Origin of the sequence: Pseudomonas sp. PSPC2-3, assembly GCF_049898265.1 — a bacterium.
Lineage (GTDB): Bacteria > Pseudomonadota > Gammaproteobacteria > Pseudomonadales > Pseudomonadaceae > Aquipseudomonas > Aquipseudomonas veronii.
Window position 1 is genome coordinate 382,310 of the sequence record NZ_JAFCXJ010000001.1, and the last position, 24,638, is coordinate 406,947.

Sequence of the window (24,638 nt, forward strand, 5' to 3'; positions counted from 1 at the left end):
AGTAGACATTTAACGCCATGAATCAGGAGAAATGCCCATGAGCAAAAAGATTGCAGTGATCCTTTCCGGCTGTGGCGTGTACGACGGTGCAGAAATCCACGAAAGCGTGATCACCCTGCTGCGCCTGGATCAGCGCGGCGCTCAGGTCCAATGCTTTGCACCCGACATCGCACAGTTGCACGTGATCAACCACCTCACGGGCGAAGAAATGCCCGAGTCGCGCAATGTGCTGGTGGAGTCCGCCCGCATTGCCCGGGGCGACGTGAAAGACATTCGTGAAGCCAACGCCGAGGATTTCGACGCGCTGATCGTGCCTGGCGGGTTTGGCGCGGCGAAGAACCTGTCGAACTTTGCCAGCGCAGGCGCCGGTTGCAGCCTCAACCCGCAGGTATTGGCGCTGGCCGAAGCCTTTGTCGAAGCGGGCAAGCCGCTGGGACTGATCTGCATCTCGCCGGCCCTGGCCGCGAAGATCTATGGCCCGGGGGTAACCTGCACCATCGGCAACGATGCCGACACCGCCGCCGCGCTGGACAAGATGGGCGCCCACCACCAGGCATGCGCGGTGGACGATATCGTGGAAGACACCGCGCGCAAGCTGGTCAGCACTCCCGCCTATATGCTCGGCAAGAACATCAGCGAAGTCGCGTCAGGCATCAACAAGCTGGTGGATCGGGTGCTGGAGCTGACCCACGAAAACGACTAACCGGCCCGCATCAAGCGTGTGAGCAGGCGGTCGAGTGCGTTGGCGAACGCTTGCTTGTCCTTTTCCCCATGGGGCGGTGGACCACCGCCCATCTGGCCTTGCTCGCGCAGATCGGTGAACAGGTTACGCACCGCCAGCCGCTCACTCATGTTCTGCGGGCTGAATTCCTTGCCGCGCGGGTCGAGAGCCGTCACGCCGTTCTTCACCAGGCGGTCAGCCAGGGGCACGTCGCTGCAGATCACCAGTTCACCGGGCACCGCGTGCTCCACCAGGTAGTCATCCGCCGCGTCCGGGCCGCTGGGCACCACGATCAGCTTAACGCAGGCGAAGGCCGGCTTGATCTGGCTCTGCCCGGCCACCAGCACCACCTCGAACTGACGCTTGAGGGCGAACTTCACCACCTGGTCCTTGGCCGCGCGCGGGCAAGCATCGGCGTCGATCCACACGCGCATGCTTATGCCGCCAGCCGGCGCTTGTCGGCGATCCGACTGCGGCCATACATCACCATAATCGCCAGGATCGCCACCACCTGCGCACTCAGCGAGTAGGCATCGGCGTGGATACCCAGCCAGTCGAAGTCAAAGAACGCCACCGGCCGCGTGCCGAAGATGCCGGCTTCCTGCAATGCCTTCACGCCGTGCCCGGCGAACACCACCGACAACGCACACAGCAGCGCCGCGTTGATCCCGAAGAACAGCGCCAATGGCAGCTTCGCCGAACCGCGCAGGATCACCCACGCCAGGCCCACCAACAGCACCAGCGCCGTGGCGCCACCCCCCAGCACGGCGTTGTGCCCGGCCGGGCCGGCTTGCAACCACAGGGTTTCGTAGAACAGGATCACTTCGAACAGCTCGCGGTACACCGAGAAGAACGCCAGCAGCGCGAAGCCGAAACGGCCACCGCCGCCCACCAGGCTGCTCTTGATGTAGTCCTGCCAGGCCGCTGCGTGGCGCCGGTCATGCATCCACACGCCGAGCCACAGCACCATCACACTGGCAAACAACGCCGTGCAACCTTCGAGCAATTCGCGCTGGGCGCCGCTCACATCAATCACATAGGCCGCCAACGCCCAGGTGGCCAAGCCGGCCAACAAGGCCAGGCCCCAGCCGACGTGGACGCCGCGCACCGCCGATTCCTGGCCGGTGTTACGCAGGAAGGCGAGGACCGCCGCCAGCACCAGGATCGCTTCCAGACCTTCGCGCAGCAGGATCAGCAAGCCTGAGATAAAGCTCAACGACCAGCTCAGGCCATCGCCGCCCAACAAGCCGGCAGATTCGGTGAGCTTGCCCTTGGCGGCATCCAGACGCTGCTGCACCTGTTCGAGCGGCAAGCCGTCCTGCAACGACTGCCGATAGGCCATCAGGGCCTTCTCGGTGTCTTTGCGCACGTTGGCGTTGACGTTGTCCAGGGAACTTTCCACCAGCTCGAACCCTTCCAGATACGCCGCTACCGACAGGTCGTAGGCTTGCTCATGGTCACCGCTGCGGAACGCCGCAAGGCTCTTGTCGAGGGTCGCGGCGGTGTAGTCGAGCAACTGCGCCGGGCCGCGCTTGACCTGCGGCGGCTGAGCACGCTGGGCGCGGAACGTCGCAGCAGCGGCCGGGCCGTTGGCGGCCAACACTTCATTGGGGGTCTGGCGGGCCAGGTCGGCGAGGTTGAACGGTTGCGCGCTTTTCGCGGCAGCCGGGTCGGCCGTGAAGCCGGCGATGTAGGTGGCCAGGTCCCAGCGCTGGCGGTCGTCCAGTTGGTCGGCGAAGGACGGCATGTCCGTGCCTTCGACACCCAGGCCCAGCGTGTTGTAGATCGCATAGAGGCTCAGGCGGTCCAGGCGCTCCGCGTTCTGCAGGTTCGCTGGCGGCGGCGTCATGCCGACGCCCGCCGGGCCATCACCGGCGCCGGCCGTGCCGTGGCAGACCGAGCAGTGCTGGGCATACAGTGGTGCGCCGCGGGTCGGGTCGGGCGTAATCGCCGGGGCCTGGCTGACTTCATACGCCGCCGCCAGCTTGGCGCCCAACTGCCGGGACTGGCGGGCCACGCTGGCACCATCCTGACGAGCGGTCACGGCCGCGACCAATTCATCGACCCCTTTGACCAATTCCGCGCGCTCGGGCTTGGACGGCAGCTCAGCCACCAGGCCCTGCAATACCCCCAGAAATTCCACCTGCTCACGGTATTCCGATTCATCGACGACCTTGCCCGCCGCTACCGTCGGCGGATAGTCCGCGCCGATGTAGTCCAGCAAATGCAGGGCTTTCGTGGCGCCCTCGGCAGGCGCGGCCAACAGATTGAAGCTGCACGACATCAACGCCGGCAATAGCAGCCAGGCGAGAAAACGGAAGGGGGCAGTCATGAACGAATCTCAAAGGGAAATACGAAGTAACACATTGTTGAGCTTTATGAGATTTGACTCAAGGTGTAAGTGATTTGTATTTTGAGTAACAGAGCAGATTGAGCTGTAGCAATGACGCCACGCCCGACGATTCTGCGCTGCCCCCAACGCGCACAGAAAACGCAAAACCAATGTGGGAGCGGGCTTGCTCGCGATAGCAGTGGGTCAGCCGACTGACTCGGTGACTGACACTCCACTATCGCGAGCAAGCCCGCTCCCACATTGTCGATCCGGTTTATTCAGCCCGGTCCGGGTTCAAGCCGTCGCGCGATGCAAGCTGGCGAGGAAGCCCGCAGCCCCCACGAACAACCCGGCAAACGTGCGGTTCATGCGTTTTTGCTGCTTGGGCGTGCGCAACAGGCGCAAGACTTTCGACGCCAGGCCGGTATAGCCCGCCATCACGATCATATCGACGCTGATCATCGTCGCGCCGAGGATCAGGTATTGGATCAGCAGCGGCGCCTGCGGGTTCACGAACTGCGGCAGCACCGCGAGCATGAACACCAACGCTTTGGGGTTGCTGGCGTTGACCAGAAAGCCACGGAACATCATCGCCATCGGCTTGCCGATCGGCCGTACTGCGGCGTCATCGGTCATGTCCATGGGCAACGCGCGCCATTGCTTGACGGCCAGGTACACCAGGTACGCCACGCCAAACCATTTGATCGCATAGAACGCGGTGGACGACGCCGCCAGAATGGCTCCCAAGCCGCCCGCGACCACGGCGATCTGCATCGCCAGGCCGATTTGCAGGCCGATGGCGTTCCAGTAGCCGCGCAGGAAACCGTATTGCAGGCCACTGGACATCGAGGCGATGGCGCCTGCGCCAGGAGAAAGGGAAATGATCCAACTAGCGAGGAAAAAAGCCAGCCATGTGTCGAGTGCCATTGCACACCTCAGCAGCGAGTTTGCGGTTGTGCCTTAAGCTAACGCTGCCGACCGAAGGCTGGCTATAGTTTTTTGCAAGATGTGAACGCTAGCGCTGGCCCGGGAGGACAGCACTGTCGCGCCAGCGGCGCACCGAGCGTTGGAAGAACAGGCTATTGGGCACCTGCACCGTCACGCCGCCGGTCCCCGCCTCTTCCACTTCGATCAGCGTGGTGTAAAGCAGGTTGATCGCCACTACCCGGCCTTTGACGCCGGGCTTGTCGACGGTGTCCACCAGCTCGACCACATCACCGAGGCGGAACGGCCCGACGGTGAAGATCAGGATCGCGCACAACAGGTTGGACAACACCGACCACATGGCGAAAAACGCCACCGCCGCCACCGCGACAAACCCCGACAACGCGGTCCACAACACCGTGGCGGACACGCCCAGGCGCTCCAGCACGAAGATCAGCGCACTGCCCATGATCAGCCAGCGCAAGCCGCCACGCAGCGGCATCAACAGCTGCGGCGGGAAGGGGTAGTGCTCGCCGAGGCGGGTCAGGCCTTTGGCGACAAACCGCTGGGTCAGGTAGCCGGTCAGCAGGATCAGCAGGATTTGCACGCCGATCCACACGGGGGCGACCCATTGCGCCGGCAGCGGCAGTTGCAGCGCGTCCATCAGGACAGCGCCTCCAGCTCCGCTTGCAGGCTTTCGAGCAGTTCGAGGGCTTCCATCCAGCTTTCCTCCAACTGCCCTTCACGGACCTTGAGCTTGGCCTGCTCGGCCAGCAGATCGCGCAGTTCATCCTTGCGCGCGGCTTCGTACACAGCACTGTCGCCCAGGCTGGTTTCGATCTTGGCCAGGCGCTCGTGGACCTTGCCCAACTCGGCTTCCAGCTTGTCGGCTTCGCGCTTGTGCGGCGCCAACTGCTGGCGCAGGGCGGCGGCGGCCTGGCGCTGGGCCTTCTTGTCGGTTTTGTCCGGGTTGACCGGGGTGTTGCTGGTCGGCGCGTTGCGCAGGCGGTATTCCGTCAGCCAGCGCGCGTAGTCGTCGAGGTCGCCGTCGAACTCTTCGACTTTGCCGTCGGCCACCAGCAGGAAGTTGTCGGTGGTGCTCTTGAGCAAGTGGCGATCGTGAGACACCACCAGTACCGCACCGCTGAACTCCTGCAAGGCCATGGTCAGCGCCAGGCGCATTTCCAGGTCGAGGTGGTTGGTCGGCTCGTCGAGCAGCAACAGGTTCGGCCGGTCCCAGGCGATCAACGCCAGGGCCAGGCGGGCTTTTTCGCCGCCGGAGAAATTCAGCACCGGCTCATCGATGCGCGCGCCACGGAAGTCGAAGCCGCCGAGGAAGTCGCGCAATGGCTGCTCGCGTTCGGTCGGCGCCAGGCGCTGCAGGTGCAGCAACGGGCTGGCCTTGGCGTCCAGGGAGTCCAACTGATGCTGGGCGAAGTAGCCGACCACCAGGTTCTCGCCACGGGTCAGGCGCCCGGCCAGGGGTTGCAGCTCGCCCGACAGGTTCTTGATCAGCGTCGACTTGCCCGCGCCGTTCGGCCCGAGCAGGCCAATGCGCGCACCCGGCGTGAGTTGCAGCTTGACCTTCTCGAGGATGGTTTTCTCGCCATAGCCCAGGCGGGCATCGGACAGGTCGAGCAACGGGCTGGAGATCTTCACCGACTCGCGGAACACGAAATCGAAAGGCGAATCGACGTGGGCCGCCGACAGTTCTTCCATGCGCTCCAGCGCCTTGATCCGGCTCTGGGCCTGGCGGGCCTTGGTGGCCTGGGCCTTGAACCGGGCGATGTAGCTTTCCATGTGCGCGCGCTGCGCCTGCTGCTTCTCGAACGCCTGCTGTTGCTGGGCCAGGCGTTCGGCGCGGGCGCGTTCGAACGCGGTGTAGCCGCCACGGTAGAGGGTGATTTTCTTCTGCTCGACGTGAGCGATGTTGTCGACCACGGCGTCGAGGAAATCCCGGTCGTGGGAAATCAGCAGCAAGGTGCCCTGGTAGCTCTTGAGGAAATCCTCCAGCCACAGGATCGCATCGAGGTCCAAGTGGTTGGTCGGTTCGTCGAGCAGCAACAGGTCCGAGGGGCACATCAGTGCCTGGGCCAGGTTCAGGCGCATGCGCCAGCCGCCGGAGAAGTCGGCGACCGGGCGGTCCATCTGTTCGTTGGTAAAGCCAAGGCCGGCGAGCATCTTGCGCGCACGGGCGTCGGCGGTGTAGCCGTCAGCGCTGTCCAGTTCCGCGTGCAGGCGGGCTTGAGCGGCGCCGTCCTGGGCTTTCTCGGCCGCGGCCAGGTCGTGTTGCACCTGGCGCAGACGCAGGTCGCCATCGAGCACGTAGTCGATCGCGATGCGGTCCAGGGTGTCGATCTCCTGGCGCATATGGGCGATGCGCCAGTCGGCCGGCAGCAAGCAGTCCCCGGAGTCCGGGGTCAGCTCACCCAGCAACAGGGCGAACAACGTGGATTTGCCGGCGCCGTTGGCACCGATCAGGCCGGCTTTGTGACCGGCGTGCAGGGTCAGCTCGGCGTCTTCGAGAAGACGTTGCGGGCCACGCTGTAATGTTAGGCTTTGAAGTCGGATCATAATGGCGGCGGAGTCTACCAGCTTCGTTGGCCGCTGGCTTGGGTGTGAATATGTGCGCTGACCTGTGGAGCTTTGCCCTCTCGACTTACGCCCGCCCGGGCGTCGAGGCTGCATGCCTGCGTGTGCAGGAACAAGGCGCGAATGTGTGCCTGTTGCTCTGCGGGGCGTGGCTGGAACAGCGGGGCGTGGCGCTGACGCGTGAACGCGCGCTGGCGCTGAGGCATATCGCCGAGCCCTGGCAATCGCAGGTGGTTGAACCGTTGCGACAGGTACGCCGGCAATGGCGGGCCGTGGCGCAGCAGGATGCGGCCTTGGCGGCGTTACGGGAGCGGGTCAAAGCCCTGGAGCTGGACGCGGAACGCGAGTTGCTGGCGCGCCTGGAAACGCTGGCAACGACATGGCTGACAGGCGAGGCGATGGGTCAACGATGGTTGGAAGGCCTGGCGGCTGAGGGAGCCGCCAACCTTGACCACGACGCGCTGCAGCAGCTGCGCGTCGCAGTCACCGGCACTTAGGAAGCGCTGGTTGGAGTGCTGTTGCTTGGCGCGACCGACGCAGGGGTGCTGGTCGATGCGCTTGGCGCTGCTGGGGTAGCAACCGATGCTGCCGGGGTGGCTGGCTTGGCCGGTGCTGGTTTTGCAGCAGCAGCTTTAGCCACTGGCTTGGCCGCTGGTTTCGCGGCAGCGGCTTTAACCACTGGCTTGGCGGCTGGTTTGGCAGCAGCGGCTTTAACCACTGGCTTGGCAGCTGGTTTGGCAGCAGCGGCTTTAACCACTGGCTTGGCAGCTGGTTTGGCAGCAGCGGCTTTAGCCACTGGCTTGGCGGCCGGTTTTGCAGCAGCGGCTTTAGCCACTGGTTTGGCAGCGGGTTTTGCAGCAGCGGCTTTAGCCACTGGCTTGGCGGCTGGTTTGGCAGCGGCCGTTTTGGCAGCTGGCTTGGCAGCCGGTTTTACAGCAGCGGCTTTAGCGGCTGGCTTGGCGGCTGGTTTGGCAGCAACGGCTTTAGCCACTGGCTTGGCGGCTGGTTTTGCAGCAGCCGTTTTGGCAGCTGGCTTGGCGGCCGGTTTTGCAGCAGCGGTCTTGGCAACTGGCTTGGCAGCTGGTTTTGCAGCAACAGTCTTGGCAGCTGGCTTGGCGGCGGCCTTAGCCGGCGCTTTGGCGGCAACGGCTTTTGCCGGTGTACGAGCGCCCAGCACTTTCGATACAGCTTCCTTCACACGACCAACGCCCTGGGCCAGTTTCAGGCTTTCTTGAGCATCTTTTTTGAGTTGGGAAATGTAGGTGCGGGTTTCGGCTTGGCGATCCTTGAGGGCGTCCAGCAGGTCCTCAAGTTCTTTGACTGCGTCTTTGGCTTTGGCTTGAGCCTTGGCTTTGCCGGCAGTGGCGGCGTCTTGCAATTTGGTGCGGGACTTATGCAGTTTTTCTTGCGCTTTACCGCGTTGTTTTTCCAACTTGGCGAGCAGTTTTTCTGCATCAGCCAAGGCTTGGGAACACGCGCTTTCCAAATGTTCGAGCAGACTGCCCGAGAGTTGTTGGAGTAAGTGCAACGGGGTATTTACAGGCTTCTGTTTGGCCGACATGGTTTACCTCCTGGCTGACGTGGGTGCGGCTCATACTAGCCCTCTGCTCTTACCGCCGCTAGGGCATGTTGACAGTATCGTTTGCCTTGCGTTGCACCGTGCGAAAAATCTTATCGATATAACGAAAAACCACGCCACTTTTTACCCTCTCACACTGGCATAATCCGTCGCACTTTCGGCTGGAGAAGACCCATGTCGCGTTACCTTTTTCTTGCGCTTGGTTTGGCGATTTCCGTGGCCAATGCAAGCGAGCCAGCGTCATCCAAAACCACTGCCCCGGACGCGCACGACCTCGCGTACAGCCTGGGCGCCAGCCTCGGTGAGCGGCTGCGCCAGGAAGTCCCCGACCTGCAGATCCAGGCGTTGATCGAGGGTCTCAAGCAAGCCTATCAAGGTAAACCGCTGGCACTGGATAACGCGCGCATCGAACAACTCCTGGCGCAGCATGAAGCGCAGGACGAAGCCGATGCTCAGGTACCGCAAAGTGAAAAAGCACTGACGGCCGAACAGCAGTTTTTGACCCAGGAAAAAGCCGCGAGCGGCGTGCGCGAATTGGCCGATGGCGTTCTGCTCACGGAACTCACGCCCGGCAGCGGCAACAAGCCGTTGGCCAGTGATGAGGTTCAGGTGAAATACGTGGGGCGATTGCCCGATGGGACGGTGTTCGATCAAAGCACCCAGGCGCAATGGTTTCGTCTGGACAGTGTGATCAGCGGCTGGAGCAGTGCGCTGCAACAGATGCCGGTGGGCGCGAAGTGGCGCCTGGTGATTCCATCGGCACAGGCCTATGGCGCCGACGGTGCTGGCACGTTGATCCCGCCTTACACGCCTCTGGTATTCGAGATCGAATTGCTCGGCACCCGGCATTGATCCAATAAAAAACGGCGCGTCATACGCACCGTTTTTTTATCTCATCAGCAACGGTCAGGCCGGGGCGACAGCCACATCCCGGTGAGCATTGTGCAGCACTTCGATCAGGCAATCCTCCAACTCGAAACGCTCATGGAGCAGGCCGCCCAGCTCTTTGAATTTCTCGGCAACACACTTGCCGGCATCACACAGGTCATTGAACGCCAGCAGCTTCTCGGTGATCACATCGATGCGTGGGTAGAGGGTCTCGGCCAATTCAAGACCACGCTGATCGTCGAAGGCTTCCGCCTCCTTGGTCAACTGTTCGTAGACGCCGAAATGACCGGCAGACACGTAGTCCACCAAGACACCGCAAAACGCCTGCAGCGGCTTGCGATTCATCGCTAATGCTTCGGGCTTCTCGCCGAGAGCATCAAACGCCCGAACCAGTTCGTGGCGTGCCTTCAACCAGCTGTCGATCAGCTTGTGCACCCCACCCCAGCGTTCCTGAGCATTCTGACAACTTTCCAGCATGATGATCTCTCTTCCCTATAGGGGGCGCTGCCGCTGTGTGCCCGCGCAATACTTCAAAGATAAAGCGGCAGCCGGACAAAGCCGCATCTGACAACGGTTTCAATAACGCATGCGGGCCAGATTATGCCCGCATGACTATGGCTTCAAGGTACGCAGGAGAGAAAGTTCATACAAGTGTTTAATCCCGTCCTACAACTTGCGACCACTTTTCAGCGTGTCGACAGGCGCAAGCGTTGGCTGAATATCAGCCGTGAAAACTGCATGAAACCCAGGATCAACATCGCCACGAAAAACAACAGACTCCACTCCGGGAGGCTCAAATCGAACAGGGTCCAGGTGATTTCCACGCAGTCGACGGTACCGTTGAAGATCGAGCGCAGCGCCTGCGAGAACGACAGGTTTTCGAGCATGTACTGCAAACTGGGCCAACAATCGCCAGCCTGATCAGACGCAGTGTTCTGCAGCAACACCTGGCGCACTGCGGTAATTGCGCCTAGCGCGGCACAGCCCATGCTCACCAACCCGTACCCATAGATGCCGTAGCGCTTGGGGTTATGAACAGCCGCGACCAGGTTGATCAACGTAAAGGTGGCGAGGAATAGCCGCTGAACCTGGCACAGAAAGCAGGGCCGCAGCAGCGCGCCATATTCCAGGTAGAAAGACGCACCCAACGTCAGCGCACCGGCCATGAACGCCAGGAAAAACAAGGAGCGTGAGGGGGCCAAAGACATTGTTTATCCGTACCGCGAGAGATAGGCCGTTACGGTAGAGGAAAGGCCTGACCCCTTTCAATACGCGTTAGAGCAGACGATTCCGTTAAAACGTAGGGACATCCCGCCAGAGCTTGGAGGACATAACCTGACGCAACGTAGGAATGTATTACGAACCCAGTTAAATCGAGTCTTTACACAGAACCCAAGGGTTGGCTGTCGGATGCATCCGAGCCAACCCTCGTACCTGTTCCTGCTTCAACCCCGCACCGGCGCGGGCAACGGTGAGGCGAGCAGACGGTTGTCCAGCAGGCCCAGGCCTTCCTGGAACAGCTGGTTGCTGCGCTCGGTGTCACCCAACTGGGCCAGCAGGCGTGCCAGTTCGGCACACGCCTCGGGGTTACGCTGCACCTGCAGGCTGCTTTCCAGATAGTCCCGCGCCTTGCCCCACAGACTGTTTTGCAGGCACAGGCGCCCGAGGGTCAACAGCAAGCTGGCATCACCGGGATGATCCTTGAGCCAGCCTTCGGCAAACTTCAACTGACGGGCCGGGTCACTGCCGCGCAACAGGCCATACAGGCGGATCAGGTGGCTGTCATACGCACGCTTGAGCGCGCCGCGCAGCACCTCTTCGGCCTTGGCATCGGCGCCCAGCTGGCGCAGTTGCTCGGCGTAGGCCAGCACCAACGGCGGCTCCTGGCGCTGGGCGGACGTCAGTTGCTGCCAGGCGCGCTCAAGCGCCTGCAACCCCGCTTCGCCCTGCTCTTCACGCTGGGCGGCCAGGCTCAGGTTTTCACCCCAGGCGCGGCGCTCCAGCTCGGCCAATTCGCCGGCCGGCAATACTTTGTCCTTGCGCAGCTCAGGCAACAGACGAATCACCGACGACCAATCGCCCCGCTGCTGATGCAAGCGTTGCAACTGGCGCAGCACCTGGGCGTTATGCGGATGACGCTCGTGCATGGCCTGCAAGGTGGTCAGCGCGCCGTCGGTGTCGCCACGGTCCGTCTGCAATTGCGCATGGCTCAAGGCAATCGCCAGTTCGGCCTGGGGCTGTCGCTCGAGGGCGCGCTCCAGCAGTCCGTCGCACTCTTCATATCGCCCTTGCTCGTTTGCCGCCCGGGCCGCGCCAAGGTAATACAGCAGCGGCTGGCGTTCGGCTTCGGCGGCACGATGCAGGTGGCGTTCGGCACTGGCCCAGCGGCCTTCGGCGAGGTCCATCTGGCCGTGCTCGATCGCGATCTGCACGCGACGGCTGCGGTTACGCCGCGACCATGGGTTGACCACGCCGCCCGAGGTGCTCAACAGGCTCAACAGCACACGAATCAGGTAGATCGCCAGGCCGATGACAAATACCGCCACCAGGGTAGCCCACAGGCTCGACTCGTAATGCAGCAGATGGGGATAGGTAATCAACACGTAGCCGGTGTGTTTCGAAATGCCCACGGCCAGCGCCAGGGCGACCGCAATCGCCAGCACCAGGATCACATAGAAACGCTTCATCGGCTCTACTCCTGGCTCGCCGGCGTGCCGGCCGAAGCTTTGGCTTCTTCGGCAGGCAAGTGACGACGTTCAAGGTATGCCTGCACGGCGGCCAGGCTGGCGGCCAGGTCCGGAGTCACGACCGAGACGGCCTTGGGCTCAAGCTCGGCGATACGCGCGAGCATCGCTTTGCTCTGCGGGTTGTCCTGGTTGAAGTTGTCCTGCAACACGCTGCGCGCTTCACCCAGCGAACGGCTGTACACCGCCGCCTCGCCATTGAGCGCAGCCCATTGCGCCTGCTCGAGGGCCAGGCTCAGGGCCAGGCGCACCTGGTTCAGGCCTTGGCCGGCGAGCAGTGGGCGAATGTTGTCATCGGGGTTGAAGTCGATGCGGAAGTAACGCGAGAGCTGCTCCCACCATTGGCTCAAGCGGTTTTCCGTATCGGTGGTCGGACGCCCATGGGATGTCGGCTCCTGAAGCTGGTACTCCGGCGCAATCGCCGCCAGTTGCACGACTTGATCGCGCAAGGCCGCCAATTGCAGGTAGAGCCCGGTACGGTCCGGTTGTTCGGTACTGCGCAACGCGGCAAGGCTCTTGGCCAATTGCTCGCGCGCGGCGTAGGAACCCGGATCGCTCTGCTCGCGAAGAATCTCGTCGGCGCCCTGGACCAGCGACTGCGCACTGTTGATGTCCTGCAGGGCAGACAAGCGCAGGCTCGCCAGACGAATCAAGTGTTCGGCTTCTGCCAGGCGCCAGTCCTTGCGGCTGGCCCCGAGCACGGTTTCCAGGCGCTGGCCCAAACGCTGCTGGTCGCCCTGCAACTGGGCCAGCAAGCGGCGGCGCTCCTCCAGCTCGTCCGCGCCCGGCAGTTGCGCCAGGCGTGCAGCCAACTGTTGCTGGCTTTGCTTGAGGGTCTGGGACTGGTCGTCGAGGCTCTTTACCTGGCTCAGCTGTTGCTGGTTGCTGGCTTGCAGGGTGCGGACCTGCCAGATCCCCCACCCGCCGGCGGCAACGCCCGCAGCACCCAGCAGCAAGGCGACGATTGCCAGGCCATTGCCACGGCGCGGCGCGGTGACCGGTGTCTGGCCCGGCGCATCGAGCGCGGGCTGAGCTTCATCTTTAGGCAAGGCTGTTTCGCTCACGTATCCATCCTTTGCGTATCAGAGAGTGGGAACGGAATGGCTCCGTAACGCCACTAACAAAGCCGCGGCACTCGCGCCGCGACAATCCACAACTTTTTCTGCGCCAGCCGCCCGCGCCATCTCATAGACTCGCGGGCTGGGCACGAACAACGGCAGCCGGGCCACCTGTGGCCAATCCGAACCGGCCAGGGCCTGCAGGTGCAAAAAACCCTGCCCACTGCTGACCACCAGGCCGTTCAAGCGTTCCAACTGGATGCGCTGCATCAGTACACCCGGGTCGTAGGCCGGAAGGAAACGGCGATACAACTCCAGATAGTCGACACTAGCACCTTGCTCGCGCAAACGCTCCGCCAGCAGCTCTCGCCCGCCCTCGCCGCGCAGGATCAGCACCCGCGCATCGGTGCGCGCAATGGCCTCGCGCAAGGCGGGCAAGGCCAGCAAGGCCTCGCTGTCGTCGCCGCTGGGCGGATAATGAACGTCCAGGCCGTGATCGGCCAGTACCTGGGCGGTGGCGGCACCCACGCTGAACCACGGCAACCGCGGCCAGTGTCGCTCCAGGCGTTGCACGCCAAGGCGCGCCGCCGGCTTGCTGACCACAATTACCGCGCAATAGCGGCCCAGGTCAGCCCAGACCGCCTGCTGCTCAGGCGTGACCGGCAAGGCTTCGATCTCTAGCAACGGCAGGCTGCTGCTGAAAATCCCGACATCCGACAACGACGCCGCCAACAGCGCAGACTCCTCGGCAGGCCGCGTCAGCAGCACACGCCAATCGGTCACTGCGGGCCGGCCTCGCCGTAGACTTTTTGCAGGATGGCACCGGCGCCCTGGTCCAGCAGCTCTTCGGCGACCTGGATCCCCAGCGCCGTCGCATCACGCTGCGGCCCGCGCACTTGCGCGGTGATCAAGTTGCCGCCTTCCGGGTCGCCCACCAGGCCACGCAGCCACAGGTTTTCGCCTTCGAGCACGGCGTAGCAGGCGATCGGCACCTGGCAGCCACCATTGAGGTGTTTGTTCAGGGCGCGTTCGGCGGTGACACGGACGTCGGTGTCGTGGTGGTCGAGCGGTTTGAGCAAGGCGTGGATTTCACTGTCGGCGGTGCGACATTCGATGCCCACTGCGCCCTGCCCGCCGGCAGGCAAGCTGTCTTCGACGCTGATGACCGAGGTGATGCGGTCTTCGAAGCCGAGCCGGATCAAACCGGCCGCCGCGAGGATGATCGCGTCATATTCACCGGCATCGAGCTTGGCCAGACGCGTGTTGACGTTGCCGCGCAGGAAGCGGATCTGCAAATCCGGGCGACGCGTCAGCAACTGGGCCTGACGACGCAGGCTGGAAGTGCCGACGATGCTGCCCAACGGCAGCTCATCCAGGGACGCGTAGGTATTGGACACAAAGGCATCGCGCGGGTCTTCGCGCTCGCAGATGCAAAACAGGCCCAGGCCTTCGGGGAAGTCCATGGGCACGTCTTTCATCGAATGCACGGCGATGTCGGCTTCGTTTTCCAGCAGCGCGGTTTCCAGTTCCTTGACGAACAGACCCTTGCCGCCGATCTTCGACAGCGGCGAGTCGAGCAGCTTGTCGCCGCGACTGACCATGGGCACCAGGGATACCTGGAGCCCAGGGTGGGCCTGCTCGAGACGTGCTTTGACGTATTCGGCCTGCCACAAGGCCAGGGCGCTTTTACGGGTGGCGATGCGGATTTCGCGAGAGGACATGGATCAATCCGTACTGAATAGATACGGCAGATAATAACAGCTCAGGCAAATTCGCTTTGATTTGAATCAGCAAGTGCGAGGCCTCCCTGGCCACAGCGCACCGGGATCACGACGATAGAGCGCGCTGCAGCCCTTGGACTAAAGCTGCTGCATCATCTTGCGCACGCCGGCGACATGGCGGCGGCTGACGATCAAAGCATCGCCGTTAAGCCCTTTCAGGAACAACTGAAAGTGCCCCAGGGGCGTGCGTTGCAGGCGCTCGATGCGCTCGCGGGCCACCAGCGCGTTGCGGTGGATACGCACGAAACGGTCGCCGAATTCATCCTCAAGGGCCTTGAGCGGCTCATCGAGCAGCACTTCGCCAGACTCGTGACGCAGGGTCACGTACTTGTGATCGGCGATGAAGTAGATCACCTGGCTCAGCGGGATCAGTTCGATACCCTTACGGGTGCGCGCGCTGATATGGCTGCGCGGCCCGTTACCGCTCTGGGCGGCGGGCTGGGTCAGGGCGGCGAGCTGGACGCGATTGGGGCGCTCGGCTTTTTTCAACGCCTTGAGCAACACCTCGGCAGTCACCGGCTTGGCCAGGAAGCTGACACCGCTGGCTTCCAGGGTTTCGGCAGGGAATTCTTCCTCGGCGGCACACAACACCACGGCCGGCGGCGATTCGCGCTCGCTCAGGCGGGCGGCGACTTGCAGGCCATCCAGGCCCGGCATGCGGATGTCGAGCAGCACCACATCCGGCTTGAGGCTGTCGATCAACGTCAACGCCTCCTCACCCGTGCTGGCGCTCGGTTCAAGGACTGTATAACCCTCGAGTTCGCTGAGCAGACGGCTCAGTCGCTCGCGGGCTTGGGGTTCGTCATCAACGATCAGGACATTCATATTGCGCTGGATTCCTGCGTGAGTCTCGCACAAGGATAGCGTAGACAGGTGCGGTGACTTGCGTCACAGCGATCCACGCTAAGACTAGCGCGAGCGGCAAAAAGTGCCCTGAGAGTGGCACTCATATTTATCCGGACCTGTTCAATAGCGCCCAAAACCTGCCGCCCTTGGGCATCGTCGTAGGGTTTGCTGATACACAATCCGAATACCCCCCTTGTTTAATGGTAGTCAGGGTTATGACCGCATCACCTGACTTTGGTGCATTCACACACTACTCAGTCCAACTGTAGACGCTCGCCGAGACGACATTGCTCATTCGTCAAATATCGTTTCAATAAGCACCTCTGCCCAGTCTCTTCCCGGACGCGGTCGGCGGCAAGGCACTTAGCCATGCTTGGCACAAATAAAATGCCGACCACCCGTAGCACCGCCTCCACGGGCAACCCTGTTATTATCGTCGGCACACCTTCACGCCTCTTTTAAGCAGATCACGAGCGAATCCATGAGCACCGACAAGACCAACCAGTCCTGGGGCGGCCGCTTCAGTGAACCCGTCGACGCCTTCGTCGCCCGCTTCACCGCCTCCGTCACCTTCGACCAGCGCCTGTACCGCCACGACATCATGGGCTCGATCGCCCACGCCACGATGCTGGCCAAGGTCGGCGTGCTGACCGACGCCGAGCGCGACAGCATCATCGACGGCCTGACCACCATCCGTGGCGAGATCGAAGCCGGCACGTTCGACTGGCGCGTCGACCTGGAAGACGTGCACATGAACATCGAAGCCCGCCTCACCGATCGCATCGGCGTGACCGGCAAGAAACTGCACACCGGGCGCAGCCGTAACGACCAGGTGGCCACCGATATCCGCCTGTGGCTGCGTGACGAAATCGACCTGATCCTGGCCGAAATCACCCGCCTGCAAAAAGGTTTGCTGGAACAGGCCGAGCGTGAATCGGACACCATCATGCCCGGCTTCACCCATCTGCAGACCGCACAACCGGTAACCTTCGGCCACCACCTGCTGGCCTGGTTCGAAATGCTCAGCCGCGACTACGAGCGCCTGGTGGACTGCCGCAAGCGCGCCAACCGCATGCCGTTGGGCAGCGCCGCGCTGGCGGGCACCACCTACCCAATCGACCGCGAGTACACCGCACAACTGCTGGGTTTTGACGCCGTGGGCGGCAACTCCCTGGACGGCGTGTCGGACCGCGACTTCGCCATCGAATTCTGCGCCGCCGCCAGTATCGCGATGATGCACCTGTCGCGCTTCTCCGAAGAACTGGTGCTGTGGACCAGCGCGCAATTCCAGTTCATCGACCTGCCCGACCGCTTCTGCACCGGCAGCTCGATCATGCCGCAAAAGAAAAACCCCGACGTGCCGGAGCTGGTACGTGGCAAGAGCGGCCGCGTATTCGGCGCGCTGATGGGCCTGCTGACCCTGATGAAAGGCCAACCCCTGGCCTACAACAAGGACAACCAGGAAGACAAGGAACCGCTGTTCGACGCCGCCGACACCCTGCGCGATTCGCTGCGTGCCTTTGCCGACATGATCCCGGCGATCAAGCCCAAGCACGCGATCATGCGTGAAGCGGCGCTACGTGGGTTCTCCACCGCGACCGACCTGGCGGACTACCTTGTGCGCCGTGGCCTGCCGTTCCGCGACTGCCACGAAATCGTCGGCCATGCCGTGAAGTACGGCGTGGAAAGCGGCAAGGACCTGGCGGAAATGAGCCTGGAAGAACTGCGCCAGTTCAGCGACCAGATCGAGCAGGACGTGTTTGCCGTGCTGACCCTGGAAGGTTCGGTGAATGCGCGCAACCACGTGGGCGGTACCGCGCCGGCCCAGGTCAAGGCCGCCGTCGTGCGCGGTCAGGTCCTGCTCGCCAGCCGCTAGGTCGAAAATGTGGGAGGGGGCTTGCTCCCTCCCACATTGATCACTTCTTCGCCGCCACCATCGCCATGAACGCCGGCATCGCCGCTTCCCTGTCCGCCGCCACCTTCAGGGCGTTAGGCATGGCGTGCAAACGCTCCAGCAATGCCTTGGCCGTCGGCAATTCAGCCAACAGGTCCAGGCCGAACAGCTTCTCGGCCACGCCGCAGGCGAGGTTCAGGCTGTACATGAAATACAGATCGGCAATCGTAAAGCTCTCCCCCGCTACGTAAGGCGCGAACTTGCCGTGCCGACCTAACGTCCCCACCCCCAGCAGCAACTCGGCCCGGGCTTTGTCCTTGATCGCCTCCGGCACCGGCATGCCGAAATACGCTTCGGCGAAACACGCACGGGCGGGCAGCTCGATGTACAGCTCGATTTCCCGGCACAATGTCAGCACCTGAGCGCGCTGAAACGGTTCGGCCGGCAGCAGCGAGGGGCCCTCCTGGGTTTGCTCGATGTATTCGAGGATCACGCTGGTTTCGTTGATAAAGCCCTGTTTGACACCCAGCACCGGCACCTTGCCCCGCGGACTGATCGCCAGGGCGGCGGGTGTTTGCCCGGCAAAAAAAGGCACCTCTTCGAATGCCAGGCCTTTCTCCAAGAGCGCCAGCTTGACCATGTTGTAGTAATTGCTGACCGAAAATCCGTAGAGTTTGAGCATCGCAAAGCCTCCAGGCCATGTGCGGGGTTGGCTGCATGAGTTATAGATCCGCCCGACCAACCTGGCTAGCAGCATCACCTGCCTGAATGGGGGTAGACTGGCGCCCTTTTCTTGAGGAGCCTGCCATGAGCGAGCCGACCGATATCGACAACGACGAAGAAGCGTTCACCGAAAGCACGCTGACCCAGGCCATCGAAAACCAGATCGAAAGCGACAATCCGCCCGCCGCCAAGGCCACGTTCAACAAGCTGACGCTGGTGGGTTACGAGCGCGAAGTGATTTTGAACATGATGGCCCATGTGCTGGCGGTGGAAATCGACAAGATGCTCGACGAAGACCGCGCCTTCGATACCCAATGGTATGAATCCGCCTTGCGCGCACTGCCCGAGTTGCCGCCTGAAAACGCCTGAAGCGAGCGCCCGTGTGGCCGGGAAGCCTGCTTCCTCGCCACAACACTGCGCCATATCAACAGCCGCGAGTTTCCCACTGGACAGCCCGCCAAAGTACGTTCACCTTAGGGCCTGCTAGCCTCTAACAAATTCTTAGAAAGTCTGGAGTCCCTATGTCGTATACCCCTGAGTTGGTTGCCGAACTGGAAATCCTTGCACTCTTCAACCTGGACAGCTCCCAGGAAGGTCTGAAAGTCCATCAGACTGCCGCACCGACTGCTATCGCCGCCGCCAAACGCCTGTTCGAGAAAAAACTGATCGACCAACCGGACGGCGGTTACCTGACCAGCCTTGGCCGGGACGCTGCAGAACAAGCCCAAACCCTGCTGACCATCCTGACCACCGCCGCAACCAAAGAAGCTGCCTGATTCCGGATACTGCCCATGGAGTCCGCCGCGGCGGATTCCGAGGGCATTGCCGTGAACCGGATAAAATTCTGACGCCAAAAACCGTTTCCCCTCTAAACCTCCTACGCTTCTGAATGTAAACTCCTACACGGCCGCCCATGTCGGGCCTTGCGCGCCGCCGAGTTCGACATGACCCGCACCCATGAGATCCGCCCCGACCTGGACGAAGGCATCGACCGCAAGGTGCTGGCCCAACTGCGCGCGCGGTTCATGGCGCTTAACGCAGGGCGCATGGCCCGGGCCCTCGAAGGGCTGACGCCACGCCAGCAAAGCGTATTGACCCTGCTGCCGCTGTTTTTCCACGTCAATCACCCGCTGTTGCCCGGTTACGTGTCGGGCAGCACCCCGGCCGGGCTGTCGAATTTCGAACCCGACGCGCAGGCCCTGAACGAAGCCCAGCGCCTGACCCGTTCGTTCTCCTACAAACCGCGCCACGGCAACCCGCCGCAGCCGATCCATGGCCTGTTCCTGATGGGCAGCCTCGGCACACTGGCCCAAGCCGACCAGAGCGACATGGACGTGTGGGTATGCCACGCCCCCGACCTGAGCGACAACGAACTGGTCGAGCTGCGCAAGAAATGCCAGTTACTGGAAGCCTGGGCCCAGAGCATGGGCGCCGAGGCGCACTTCTTCCTGATCGAGCCGAGCCGGTTTGTCTTGGGCGAACGCGACACGCAACTGAGCTCCGACGACTGCGGCACCACCCAGCATTATCTGTTGCTGGATGAGTTCTATCGCACCGCCATCTGGCTCGCCGGCCGCACACCGATCTGGTGGCTGGTGCCGGTGTATGAAGAAGTGCGCTACGCCGAGTTCACCCACACGCTGATTTCCAAACGCTTTATCCGCGCCGATGAAACCCTCGACCTCGGCCACCTGGCGCGCATCCCGCCCGGCGAATTCATTGGCGCCGGGCTGTGGCAATTGTTCAAGGGCATCGAATCGCCCTACAAGTCGCTGCTCAAGCTGCTGCTGACCGAGGTCTACGCCAGCGAGCACCCGAACGTGCAGTGCCTGAGCCTGCGCTTCAAACGGGCGGTGTTCGCCAACCGGATGGACCTGGACGAGCTGGACCCTTACGTCGTGGTCTACCGGCGCATCGAGGAATACCTCAACGCGCGCAACGAGCCGGAACGCCTGGAACTGGTACGGCGCGCGCTGTACTTGAAGGTCAACCGCAAGCTCAGCGCCGGCCAGCGCACCGTCGGTTGGCAGCGCCTGTTGCTGGAACGCCTGGCCCATGAATGGGGTTGGGACCAGCGTCAACTGGCGCTGCTCGACAGCCGCAGCCAATGGAAAGTACGCCAGGTCGCCTCCGAGCGCCGCGCCCTGGTCAATGAGCTGAACTACAGCTATCGCTTTCTGACCCAGTTCGCCCGCACCGAACAAACCGTCAGCCTGATCAACAAGCGCGACCTCAATGTGCTTGGCCGTCGCTTGTACGCGGCGTTTGAACGCAAGGCCGGCAAGGTCGAATTCATCAACCCCGGCATCGCCCCGGACCTGGCCGAAGACACCCTGACCCTGGTGCAATCGGCCAACCGCAAGGAACCGGGCCAGCATCATTGGGGCCTGTACAACGGCAACCTCACCGCCCTGGAATCGGAGCACTTCGCGCCGATCAAGCGCAGCCGCGACCTGCTGGAAATGCTCACCTGGTGCCACCGCAACGGCGTGATCGACAGCAGCACGCGCCTGGCGCTGCACCCAGGCGTCAGCGACATGACCGAATTCGAACTGTTCAACCTGCTGGGCAGCCTGCAACAGACCATCGCCCTGCCCCTGGCCAGCGTCGATGAAGAGCGCCTGCTGCGCTCGGCGGTGCCGGAAGAAGTGCTGTTGCTGATCAACGTCGGCGTCGACCCGCTCAAGCACCATCGCGACCTGAACATCCTGATGACCACCGAGCGCACCGACTCCCTGAGTTACGCCGGCGTGCGCGAAAACCTGGTGCTGACCCTCGACCAGGTCACGCTCAACAGCTGGAACGAGGTGATGGTCAGCCGCTACGACGGTCCCCATGCCCTGCTCGACTGCCTGCGCGACTACCTCAACCAGTTGCCGTCGGACCACCTGCCACGCCTGCGGGTGCGCTGCTTCTGCCACAACCGCGCACAGTTCATTGCCCAGCGCGTGGAAGAAATCTTCGACACCGCGCAGAACCTGCTGCTGGGCCAGGGCAACCATCGCTACTTGCTGCAGGTGCAGCAGCACTATCACGTGATGGAGCTGATGCCCGGCCAGGCCACCCACGTCTCACTGGCGACCCAGGACGCGCTGATCGCCTACCTCAGCGAAGAACTGGCCAGCTACAGCCCGTTGCACTTGGACGCCATGGCCCTGGAAGACCACGACCTGGCGCTGCTGCTGCCGATGGGCATGGCCGAATGCGTGCAGGTGTTTTACCGGGTCAACGAAGGCTTCGCCGAGCTGTATGTGCTGGATGAGTTCAACGCGCTCTGGCAGCAACGCTTGCCGTTCCATGATGAACAGAGCCTGCTGGCGCCGTTGCAGCGTTTTCTGCAGTCGATCATCTATCGCCGGGACGCGCTGTCGCCCCTGGACCCGCAAGAACCGCTGGGCGCGGTGCAAACCTTGTATTACCAACTGTTGCCATCGGGCAGCAATCGCGCACGCGGTATCGAGCCTCGGCCGGCCCCGCAAAACCCGGCCAACAAGCCGTTTTATGACGTGCAGGCGATTATCGGCAAGGCGGCGCCGGGCCAGGTGGGGATCACCCTGTACTGCAATCAGCGGGAGTTTTCCGAACTGGAGTTTGGCGACCAGCTGTTTGCAGTGGTCGCCCGGGAGATCGTCGGGCAGCGCCGCGAAACCGAGCGCTACCGCTGCTATATCACTGATCTGGATCTCTCGGGCCTGCTCGGCGACGTACAAAGCCCGAGCAATCTGTACCTGCGTTACAAAGCCGAGCTGGAACAGGCGCTCAATGACGCGCTGAAGCAGATTTAAAGCGAAAAGGCGCCGCCGTCTTTGGGCTGGCCTTCAACACTGAGCAGTTCGAGCTTGAGGGTCTTGCCGCCGGGTGCCGGCCAGTCGATGTGCTGGCCCACTTTCAGGCCGAGCAACGCGCTGCCCACCGGCGCCAGGATCGAAATCTTGCCCGCGTCGGCATTCGCATCCTTGGGGTAGACCAGGGTCAGGTGATAGTCCTTGCCGCTGCCTTGCTCGCGGCAATGCACGCTGGAGTTCATGGTCACGACGCTTGCAGGCACTTCATCGTGGCCAACCACTTCTTCGGCGCGGTCGAGTTCGTGCTGCAGGGCTTCTACACCTGGCGAATTCTCGCCGACACGGTCGATCAGTTGCTCAAGACGCTGCACGTCGAGACGGGTAAGAATGATGGAAGGTGCGGTCATGATTCAGGCAGACTCCTTTTTTCTGCACAAAAAAGCAAAACCCCGCCAGGAAAAGGCGGGGTTCTCACGGACCTCGATGAGTTGAGGTGTACCCGGACACTACCACAGCACCGCAAATAAACAAGACGGGCTCAAGGCCCGACTTTGCGCCGCTCGGCCTGGGCCACGATCACGCGTCGCCGCTGATCATCGGCGGAGCGCCATTCACGGATGTCTTCCACATGGCGAAAGCAGCCAAGGCAGACTTTTGCCTCGTCCAGCCGACACAAACTGATACAAGGTGATGGCACCGCCGGGCTGACATTACTGAACAACGGCTTGGGCGGACGCACGATTGCAGGCTGGCTCACCATCAATTCTCGTCGGGGTTCAGCTCATCGAAGCCGAGCTCGACACCGGCTTGTTCCTGAACCAGCCGCGCGAGCATTTCGCTGAGCAGCTCATCGCTGGTATCGCACTGCCAATTGCGGTCTTCTTCGTTGTAATCGAAGTGAAAACCACCGGAACGTGCCGCCAGCCACAGTTGGCGCAGCGGTTCCTGGCGACTGAAGATCAGTTGAGTGCCGTTCTCGAACTTGACGGTCAGCACCCCGGCCGAGCTTTCCAGGTCCACATCCAGGCCGCTGTCGTCGAAAATATCTTCCAGCGCGTTCTGGGTCGAATCCACCAGGTCGTGAAAACGGGCTTCGGTCAAACTCATTGCGGCAACCTCAAAAGTGTCTGGTTTTGCTCAAGCGCCGCACGATACGGACGCGCTCCGCCGATTGCAAAGGATACCGAGTTCATTACCGATGGCGGTAAGAAATATCCCTGACTAGCGTAGCCAGCTTCGCAGTTATGTCGGCAAACCCCCGCCGGACGGGTATTCCGGCGCATAGGCAAGCTGGCGGGTGGTCGGTATACTCGGGCGCAATTAATGCATATTCAAGGATTTCGCCATGAAGCGCCTGATCTCTTCCCTTGCTGCGCTCGTCGCGGTCGCTTGCCTCGTTAGTGCCTGTGGTCAAAAAGGCCCGCTGTATCTGCCCGATGACAGCAAAGACCCGAATGAACAGGCGCAATCGTCGCAAAAGCCTGCCAAAGCGCATAAGCACGACACTTACTAAGGGAACCCCATGGACGCTTTTAACTACCGGAACGGCGAGCTGTTCGCGGAAGGCGTGGCGCTGTCCGCAATTGCCGAGCGCTTTGGCACCCCGACCTATGTGTACTCGCGCGCGCATATCGAAGCCCAATATCGCTCTTTCACCGACCCGTTGAACGGCGTGCCGCACCTGGTGTGCTACGCGGTCAAGGCCAACTCCAACCTGGGCGTGCTCAATGTCCTGGCGCGTCTGGGCGCCGGTTTCGACATCGTCTCCCGCGGCGAGCTGGAACGTGTCCTGGCGGCTGGCGGCCAGGCTGACAAAATCGTCTTCTCCGGCGTCGGCAAGAGCCGCGAAGACATGCGCCGTGCCCTGGAAGTCGGCGTGCATTGCTTCAACGTCGAATCCACCGACGAGCTGGAGCGCCTGCAAGTGGTCGCCGCCGAGATGGGCGTTCGCGCGCCGATTTCCCTGCGCGTCAACCCGGACGTCGACGCTGGCACCCACCCGTACATTTCCACCGGTCTGAAAGAGAACAAGTTCGGCATCGCCATCGCCGACGCCGAGGACGTGTACATCCGCGCCGCCCAATTGCCGAACCTGGAAGTGCTGGGTGTCGACTGCCATATCGGCTCGCAACTGACCACCCTGCCGCCGTTCCTGGATGCCCTCGACCGTCTGCTGGCGCTGACCGACCGCCTCGGCGAGTGCGGCATCTACCTGCAGCACATCGACCTCGGTGGCGGCGTGGGCGTGCAGTACCGCGATGAAGAGCCACCGCTGATCGGCGACTACATCAAGGCCGTGCGCGAACGCCTGGAAGGCCGCGACCTGACGCTGATGTTCGAGCCGGGCCGCTACATCGTCGCCAATGCCGGCGTGCTGCTGACCCAGGTCGAGTACCTCAAGCACACCGAATACAAGGATTTCGCCATCGTCGATGCGGCGATGAACGACCTGATCCGCCCGGCGCTGTACCAGGCCTGGATGAATGTCACCGCCGTAACGCCTCGCGACAGCGCAGCGCGCGCCTATGACGTCGTCGGCCCGATCTGCGAAACCGGCGACTTCCTGGCCAAGGATCGTCAGTTGGCCCTGGAAGAAGGCGACCTGCTGGCCATTCATTCGGCCGGTGCCTACGGGTTTGTCATGAGTTCCAACTACAACACCCGCGGGCGTGCCGCCGAGGTGCTGGTGGACGGTGATCAAGCGTTTGAAGTGCGTCGCCGCGAGACGGTAGCCGAGTTGTATGCTGGCGAAAGCCTGCTGCCGGAGTAAG

At 62.4% G+C, this 24,638-nt stretch carries 26 protein-coding genes; 9 read left to right on the forward strand and 17 right to left on the reverse strand.

Features of this window, described 5'->3' with window-relative positions:
• Positions 1-37: 37 nt before the first annotated feature.
• Entirely contained in the window at positions 38-703 is a 666-nt protein-coding gene (gene elbB, locus ACP7E3_RS01790; protein WP_079444912.1) for an isoprenoid biosynthesis glyoxalase ElbB, read from the forward strand.
• Here the strand turns inward: elbB and ACP7E3_RS01795 are convergent.
• The 5 genes from ACP7E3_RS01795 to ACP7E3_RS01815 all read right to left on the reverse strand — a co-directional run bounded on the left by ACP7E3_RS01795 (position 700) and on the right by ACP7E3_RS01815 (position 6,551).
• A complete protein-coding gene (locus ACP7E3_RS01795) occupies positions 700-1,155 on the reverse strand; it encodes a YaiI/YqxD family protein (RefSeq protein WP_017845147.1) in 456 nt (151 codons plus the stop codon). The genes elbB and ACP7E3_RS01795 overlap by 4 nt on opposite strands.
• A 2-nt stretch (positions 1,156-1,157) precedes the next feature.
• Positions 1,158-3,053 (reverse strand): FTR1 family protein, encoded by a 1,896-nt coding sequence (locus ACP7E3_RS01800; RefSeq protein WP_046381677.1) that lies wholly within the window; start codon positions 3,051-3,053, stop codon positions 1,158-1,160.
• Positions 3,054-3,347: 294 nt separating this feature from the next.
• On the reverse strand, positions 3,348-3,980 hold the full coding sequence (locus ACP7E3_RS01805) for a LysE family transporter (protein WP_026139801.1): 633 nt from the start codon (positions 3,978-3,980) through the stop codon (positions 3,348-3,350).
• A gap of 88 nt (positions 3,981-4,068) precedes the next feature.
• Entirely contained in the window at positions 4,069-4,641 is a 573-nt protein-coding gene (locus ACP7E3_RS01810) for a mechanosensitive ion channel family protein (RefSeq protein WP_108524826.1), read from the reverse strand.
• Entirely contained in the window at positions 4,641-6,551 is a 1,911-nt protein-coding gene (locus ACP7E3_RS01815) for an ATP-binding cassette domain-containing protein (RefSeq protein ID WP_017845151.1), read from the reverse strand. Before ACP7E3_RS01815 ends, ACP7E3_RS01810 begins: the two co-directional genes overlap by 1 nt.
• A gap of 50 nt (positions 6,552-6,601) precedes the next feature.
• Here ACP7E3_RS01815 and ACP7E3_RS01820 point away from each other — a divergent pair, with 50 nt between their 5' ends.
• A complete protein-coding gene (locus ACP7E3_RS01820; RefSeq protein WP_108524824.1) occupies positions 6,602-7,066 on the forward strand; it encodes a TIGR02444 family protein in 465 nt (154 codons plus the stop codon).
• On the opposite strand, the gene ACP7E3_RS01825 is transcribed toward ACP7E3_RS01820, so the two are convergent.
• A complete protein-coding gene (locus ACP7E3_RS01825; protein WP_169863658.1) occupies positions 7,063-8,130 on the reverse strand; it encodes an AlgP family protein in 1,068 nt (355 codons plus the stop codon). The genes ACP7E3_RS01820 and ACP7E3_RS01825 overlap by 4 nt on opposite strands.
• Before the next feature lie 192 nt (positions 8,131-8,322).
• Here ACP7E3_RS01825 and ACP7E3_RS01830 point away from each other — a divergent pair, with 192 nt between their 5' ends.
• Positions 8,323-9,000, forward strand: coding sequence for an FKBP-type peptidyl-prolyl cis-trans isomerase (locus ACP7E3_RS01830; RefSeq protein WP_046381674.1), 678 nt, complete (start codon positions 8,323-8,325; stop codon positions 8,998-9,000).
• Positions 9,001-9,054: 54 nt separating this feature from the next.
• Here ACP7E3_RS01830 and ACP7E3_RS01835 read toward each other — a convergent pair whose 3' ends face one another.
• The 7 genes from ACP7E3_RS01835 to ACP7E3_RS01865 form a co-directional block, all read right to left on the reverse strand.
• Positions 9,055-9,513: an Rsd/AlgQ family anti-sigma factor gene (locus ACP7E3_RS01835; RefSeq protein WP_017845155.1), complete on the reverse strand. Its 459-nt coding sequence runs from the start codon at positions 9,511-9,513 to the stop codon at positions 9,055-9,057.
• A gap of 209 nt (positions 9,514-9,722) precedes the next feature.
• Positions 9,723-10,244, reverse strand: coding sequence for a disulfide bond formation protein B (locus tag ACP7E3_RS01840; RefSeq protein WP_046381673.1), 522 nt, complete (start codon positions 10,242-10,244; stop codon positions 9,723-9,725).
• A 237-nt stretch (positions 10,245-10,481) separates the two neighbouring features.
• Entirely contained in the window at positions 10,482-11,723 is a 1,242-nt protein-coding gene (locus ACP7E3_RS01845; protein WP_017845157.1) for a heme biosynthesis protein HemY, read from the reverse strand.
• Between the two features lie 5 nt (positions 11,724-11,728).
• On the reverse strand, positions 11,729-12,844 hold the full coding sequence (locus tag ACP7E3_RS01850) for a uroporphyrinogen-III C-methyltransferase (RefSeq protein ID WP_046381672.1): 1,116 nt from the start codon (positions 12,842-12,844) through the stop codon (positions 11,729-11,731).
• Between the two features lie 18 nt (positions 12,845-12,862).
• On the reverse strand, positions 12,863-13,621 hold the full coding sequence (locus tag ACP7E3_RS01855) for a uroporphyrinogen-III synthase (protein WP_046488891.1): 759 nt from the start codon (positions 13,619-13,621) through the stop codon (positions 12,863-12,865).
• Positions 13,618-14,559, reverse strand: a complete 942-nt coding sequence (gene hemC, locus ACP7E3_RS01860; RefSeq protein WP_017845160.1) for a hydroxymethylbilane synthase — start codon at positions 14,557-14,559, stop codon at positions 13,618-13,620. The genes ACP7E3_RS01855 and hemC overlap by 4 nt, the downstream gene beginning before the upstream one ends.
• Before the next feature lie 138 nt (positions 14,560-14,697).
• The gene (locus ACP7E3_RS01865; protein ID WP_046381670.1) at positions 14,698-15,444 is read right to left on the reverse strand and encodes a LytR/AlgR family response regulator transcription factor; all 747 of its coding nucleotides are present in this window, start codon (positions 15,442-15,444) and stop codon (positions 14,698-14,700) included.
• Positions 15,445-15,946: 502 nt separating this feature from the next.
• Here ACP7E3_RS01865 and argH point away from each other — a divergent pair.
• Positions 15,947-17,341, forward strand: a complete 1,395-nt coding sequence (argH, locus tag ACP7E3_RS01870) for an argininosuccinate lyase (protein WP_046381669.1) — start codon at positions 15,947-15,949, stop codon at positions 17,339-17,341.
• 40 nt (positions 17,342-17,381) lie between these two features.
• Here argH and ACP7E3_RS01875 read toward each other — a convergent pair whose 3' ends face one another.
• On the reverse strand, positions 17,382-18,041 hold the full coding sequence (locus tag ACP7E3_RS01875) for a glutathione S-transferase family protein (RefSeq protein ID WP_046381668.1): 660 nt from the start codon (positions 18,039-18,041) through the stop codon (positions 17,382-17,384).
• A 125-nt stretch (positions 18,042-18,166) separates the two neighbouring features.
• Between ACP7E3_RS01875 and ACP7E3_RS01880 the strand changes: the two genes are divergently transcribed.
• From ACP7E3_RS01880 to ACP7E3_RS01890, 3 genes are all read left to right on the forward strand, one after another.
• Positions 18,167-18,451, forward strand: a complete 285-nt coding sequence (locus tag ACP7E3_RS01880) for a hypothetical protein (protein WP_108524820.1) — start codon at positions 18,167-18,169, stop codon at positions 18,449-18,451.
• Positions 18,452-18,603: 152 nt separating this feature from the next.
• A complete protein-coding gene (locus ACP7E3_RS01885) occupies positions 18,604-18,858 on the forward strand; it encodes a TIGR02647 family protein (RefSeq protein ID WP_017845165.1) in 255 nt (84 codons plus the stop codon).
• Positions 18,859-19,026: 168 nt separating this feature from the next.
• Positions 19,027-21,867 carry a class I adenylate cyclase gene (locus tag ACP7E3_RS01890; RefSeq protein WP_079445051.1) on the forward strand — a complete coding sequence of 947 codons (2,841 nt, stop codon included), beginning with the start codon at positions 19,027-19,029 and terminating at the stop codon, positions 21,865-21,867.
• On the opposite strand, the gene rnk is transcribed toward ACP7E3_RS01890, so the two are convergent.
• The 3 genes from rnk to cyaY form a co-directional block, all read right to left on the reverse strand.
• Positions 21,864-22,274, reverse strand: coding sequence for a nucleoside diphosphate kinase regulator (gene rnk / locus ACP7E3_RS01895; RefSeq protein WP_017845167.1), 411 nt, complete (start codon positions 22,272-22,274; stop codon positions 21,864-21,866). The two genes, ACP7E3_RS01890 and rnk, sit on opposite strands and share 4 nt — an antisense overlap.
• Before the next feature lie 131 nt (positions 22,275-22,405).
• Positions 22,406-22,624, reverse strand: coding sequence for a DUF1289 domain-containing protein (locus tag ACP7E3_RS01900; protein ID WP_026139803.1), 219 nt, complete (start codon positions 22,622-22,624; stop codon positions 22,406-22,408).
• A 2-nt stretch (positions 22,625-22,626) separates the two neighbouring features.
• On the reverse strand, positions 22,627-22,974 hold the full coding sequence (gene cyaY, locus ACP7E3_RS01905; protein ID WP_017845168.1) for an iron donor protein CyaY: 348 nt from the start codon (positions 22,972-22,974) through the stop codon (positions 22,627-22,629).
• Between the two features lie 238 nt (positions 22,975-23,212).
• Here cyaY and lptM point away from each other — a divergent pair, with 238 nt between their 5' ends.
• Both lptM and lysA read left to right on the forward strand, forming a co-directional pair.
• Entirely contained in the window at positions 23,213-23,380 is a 168-nt protein-coding gene (gene lptM, locus ACP7E3_RS01910; protein ID WP_017845169.1) for an LPS translocon maturation chaperone LptM, read from the forward strand.
• 9 nt (positions 23,381-23,389) lie between these two features.
• Positions 23,390-24,637, forward strand: coding sequence for a diaminopimelate decarboxylase (gene lysA / locus ACP7E3_RS01915; protein WP_017845170.1), 1,248 nt, complete (start codon positions 23,390-23,392; stop codon positions 24,635-24,637).
• Position 24,638 lies beyond the last annotated feature (1 nt).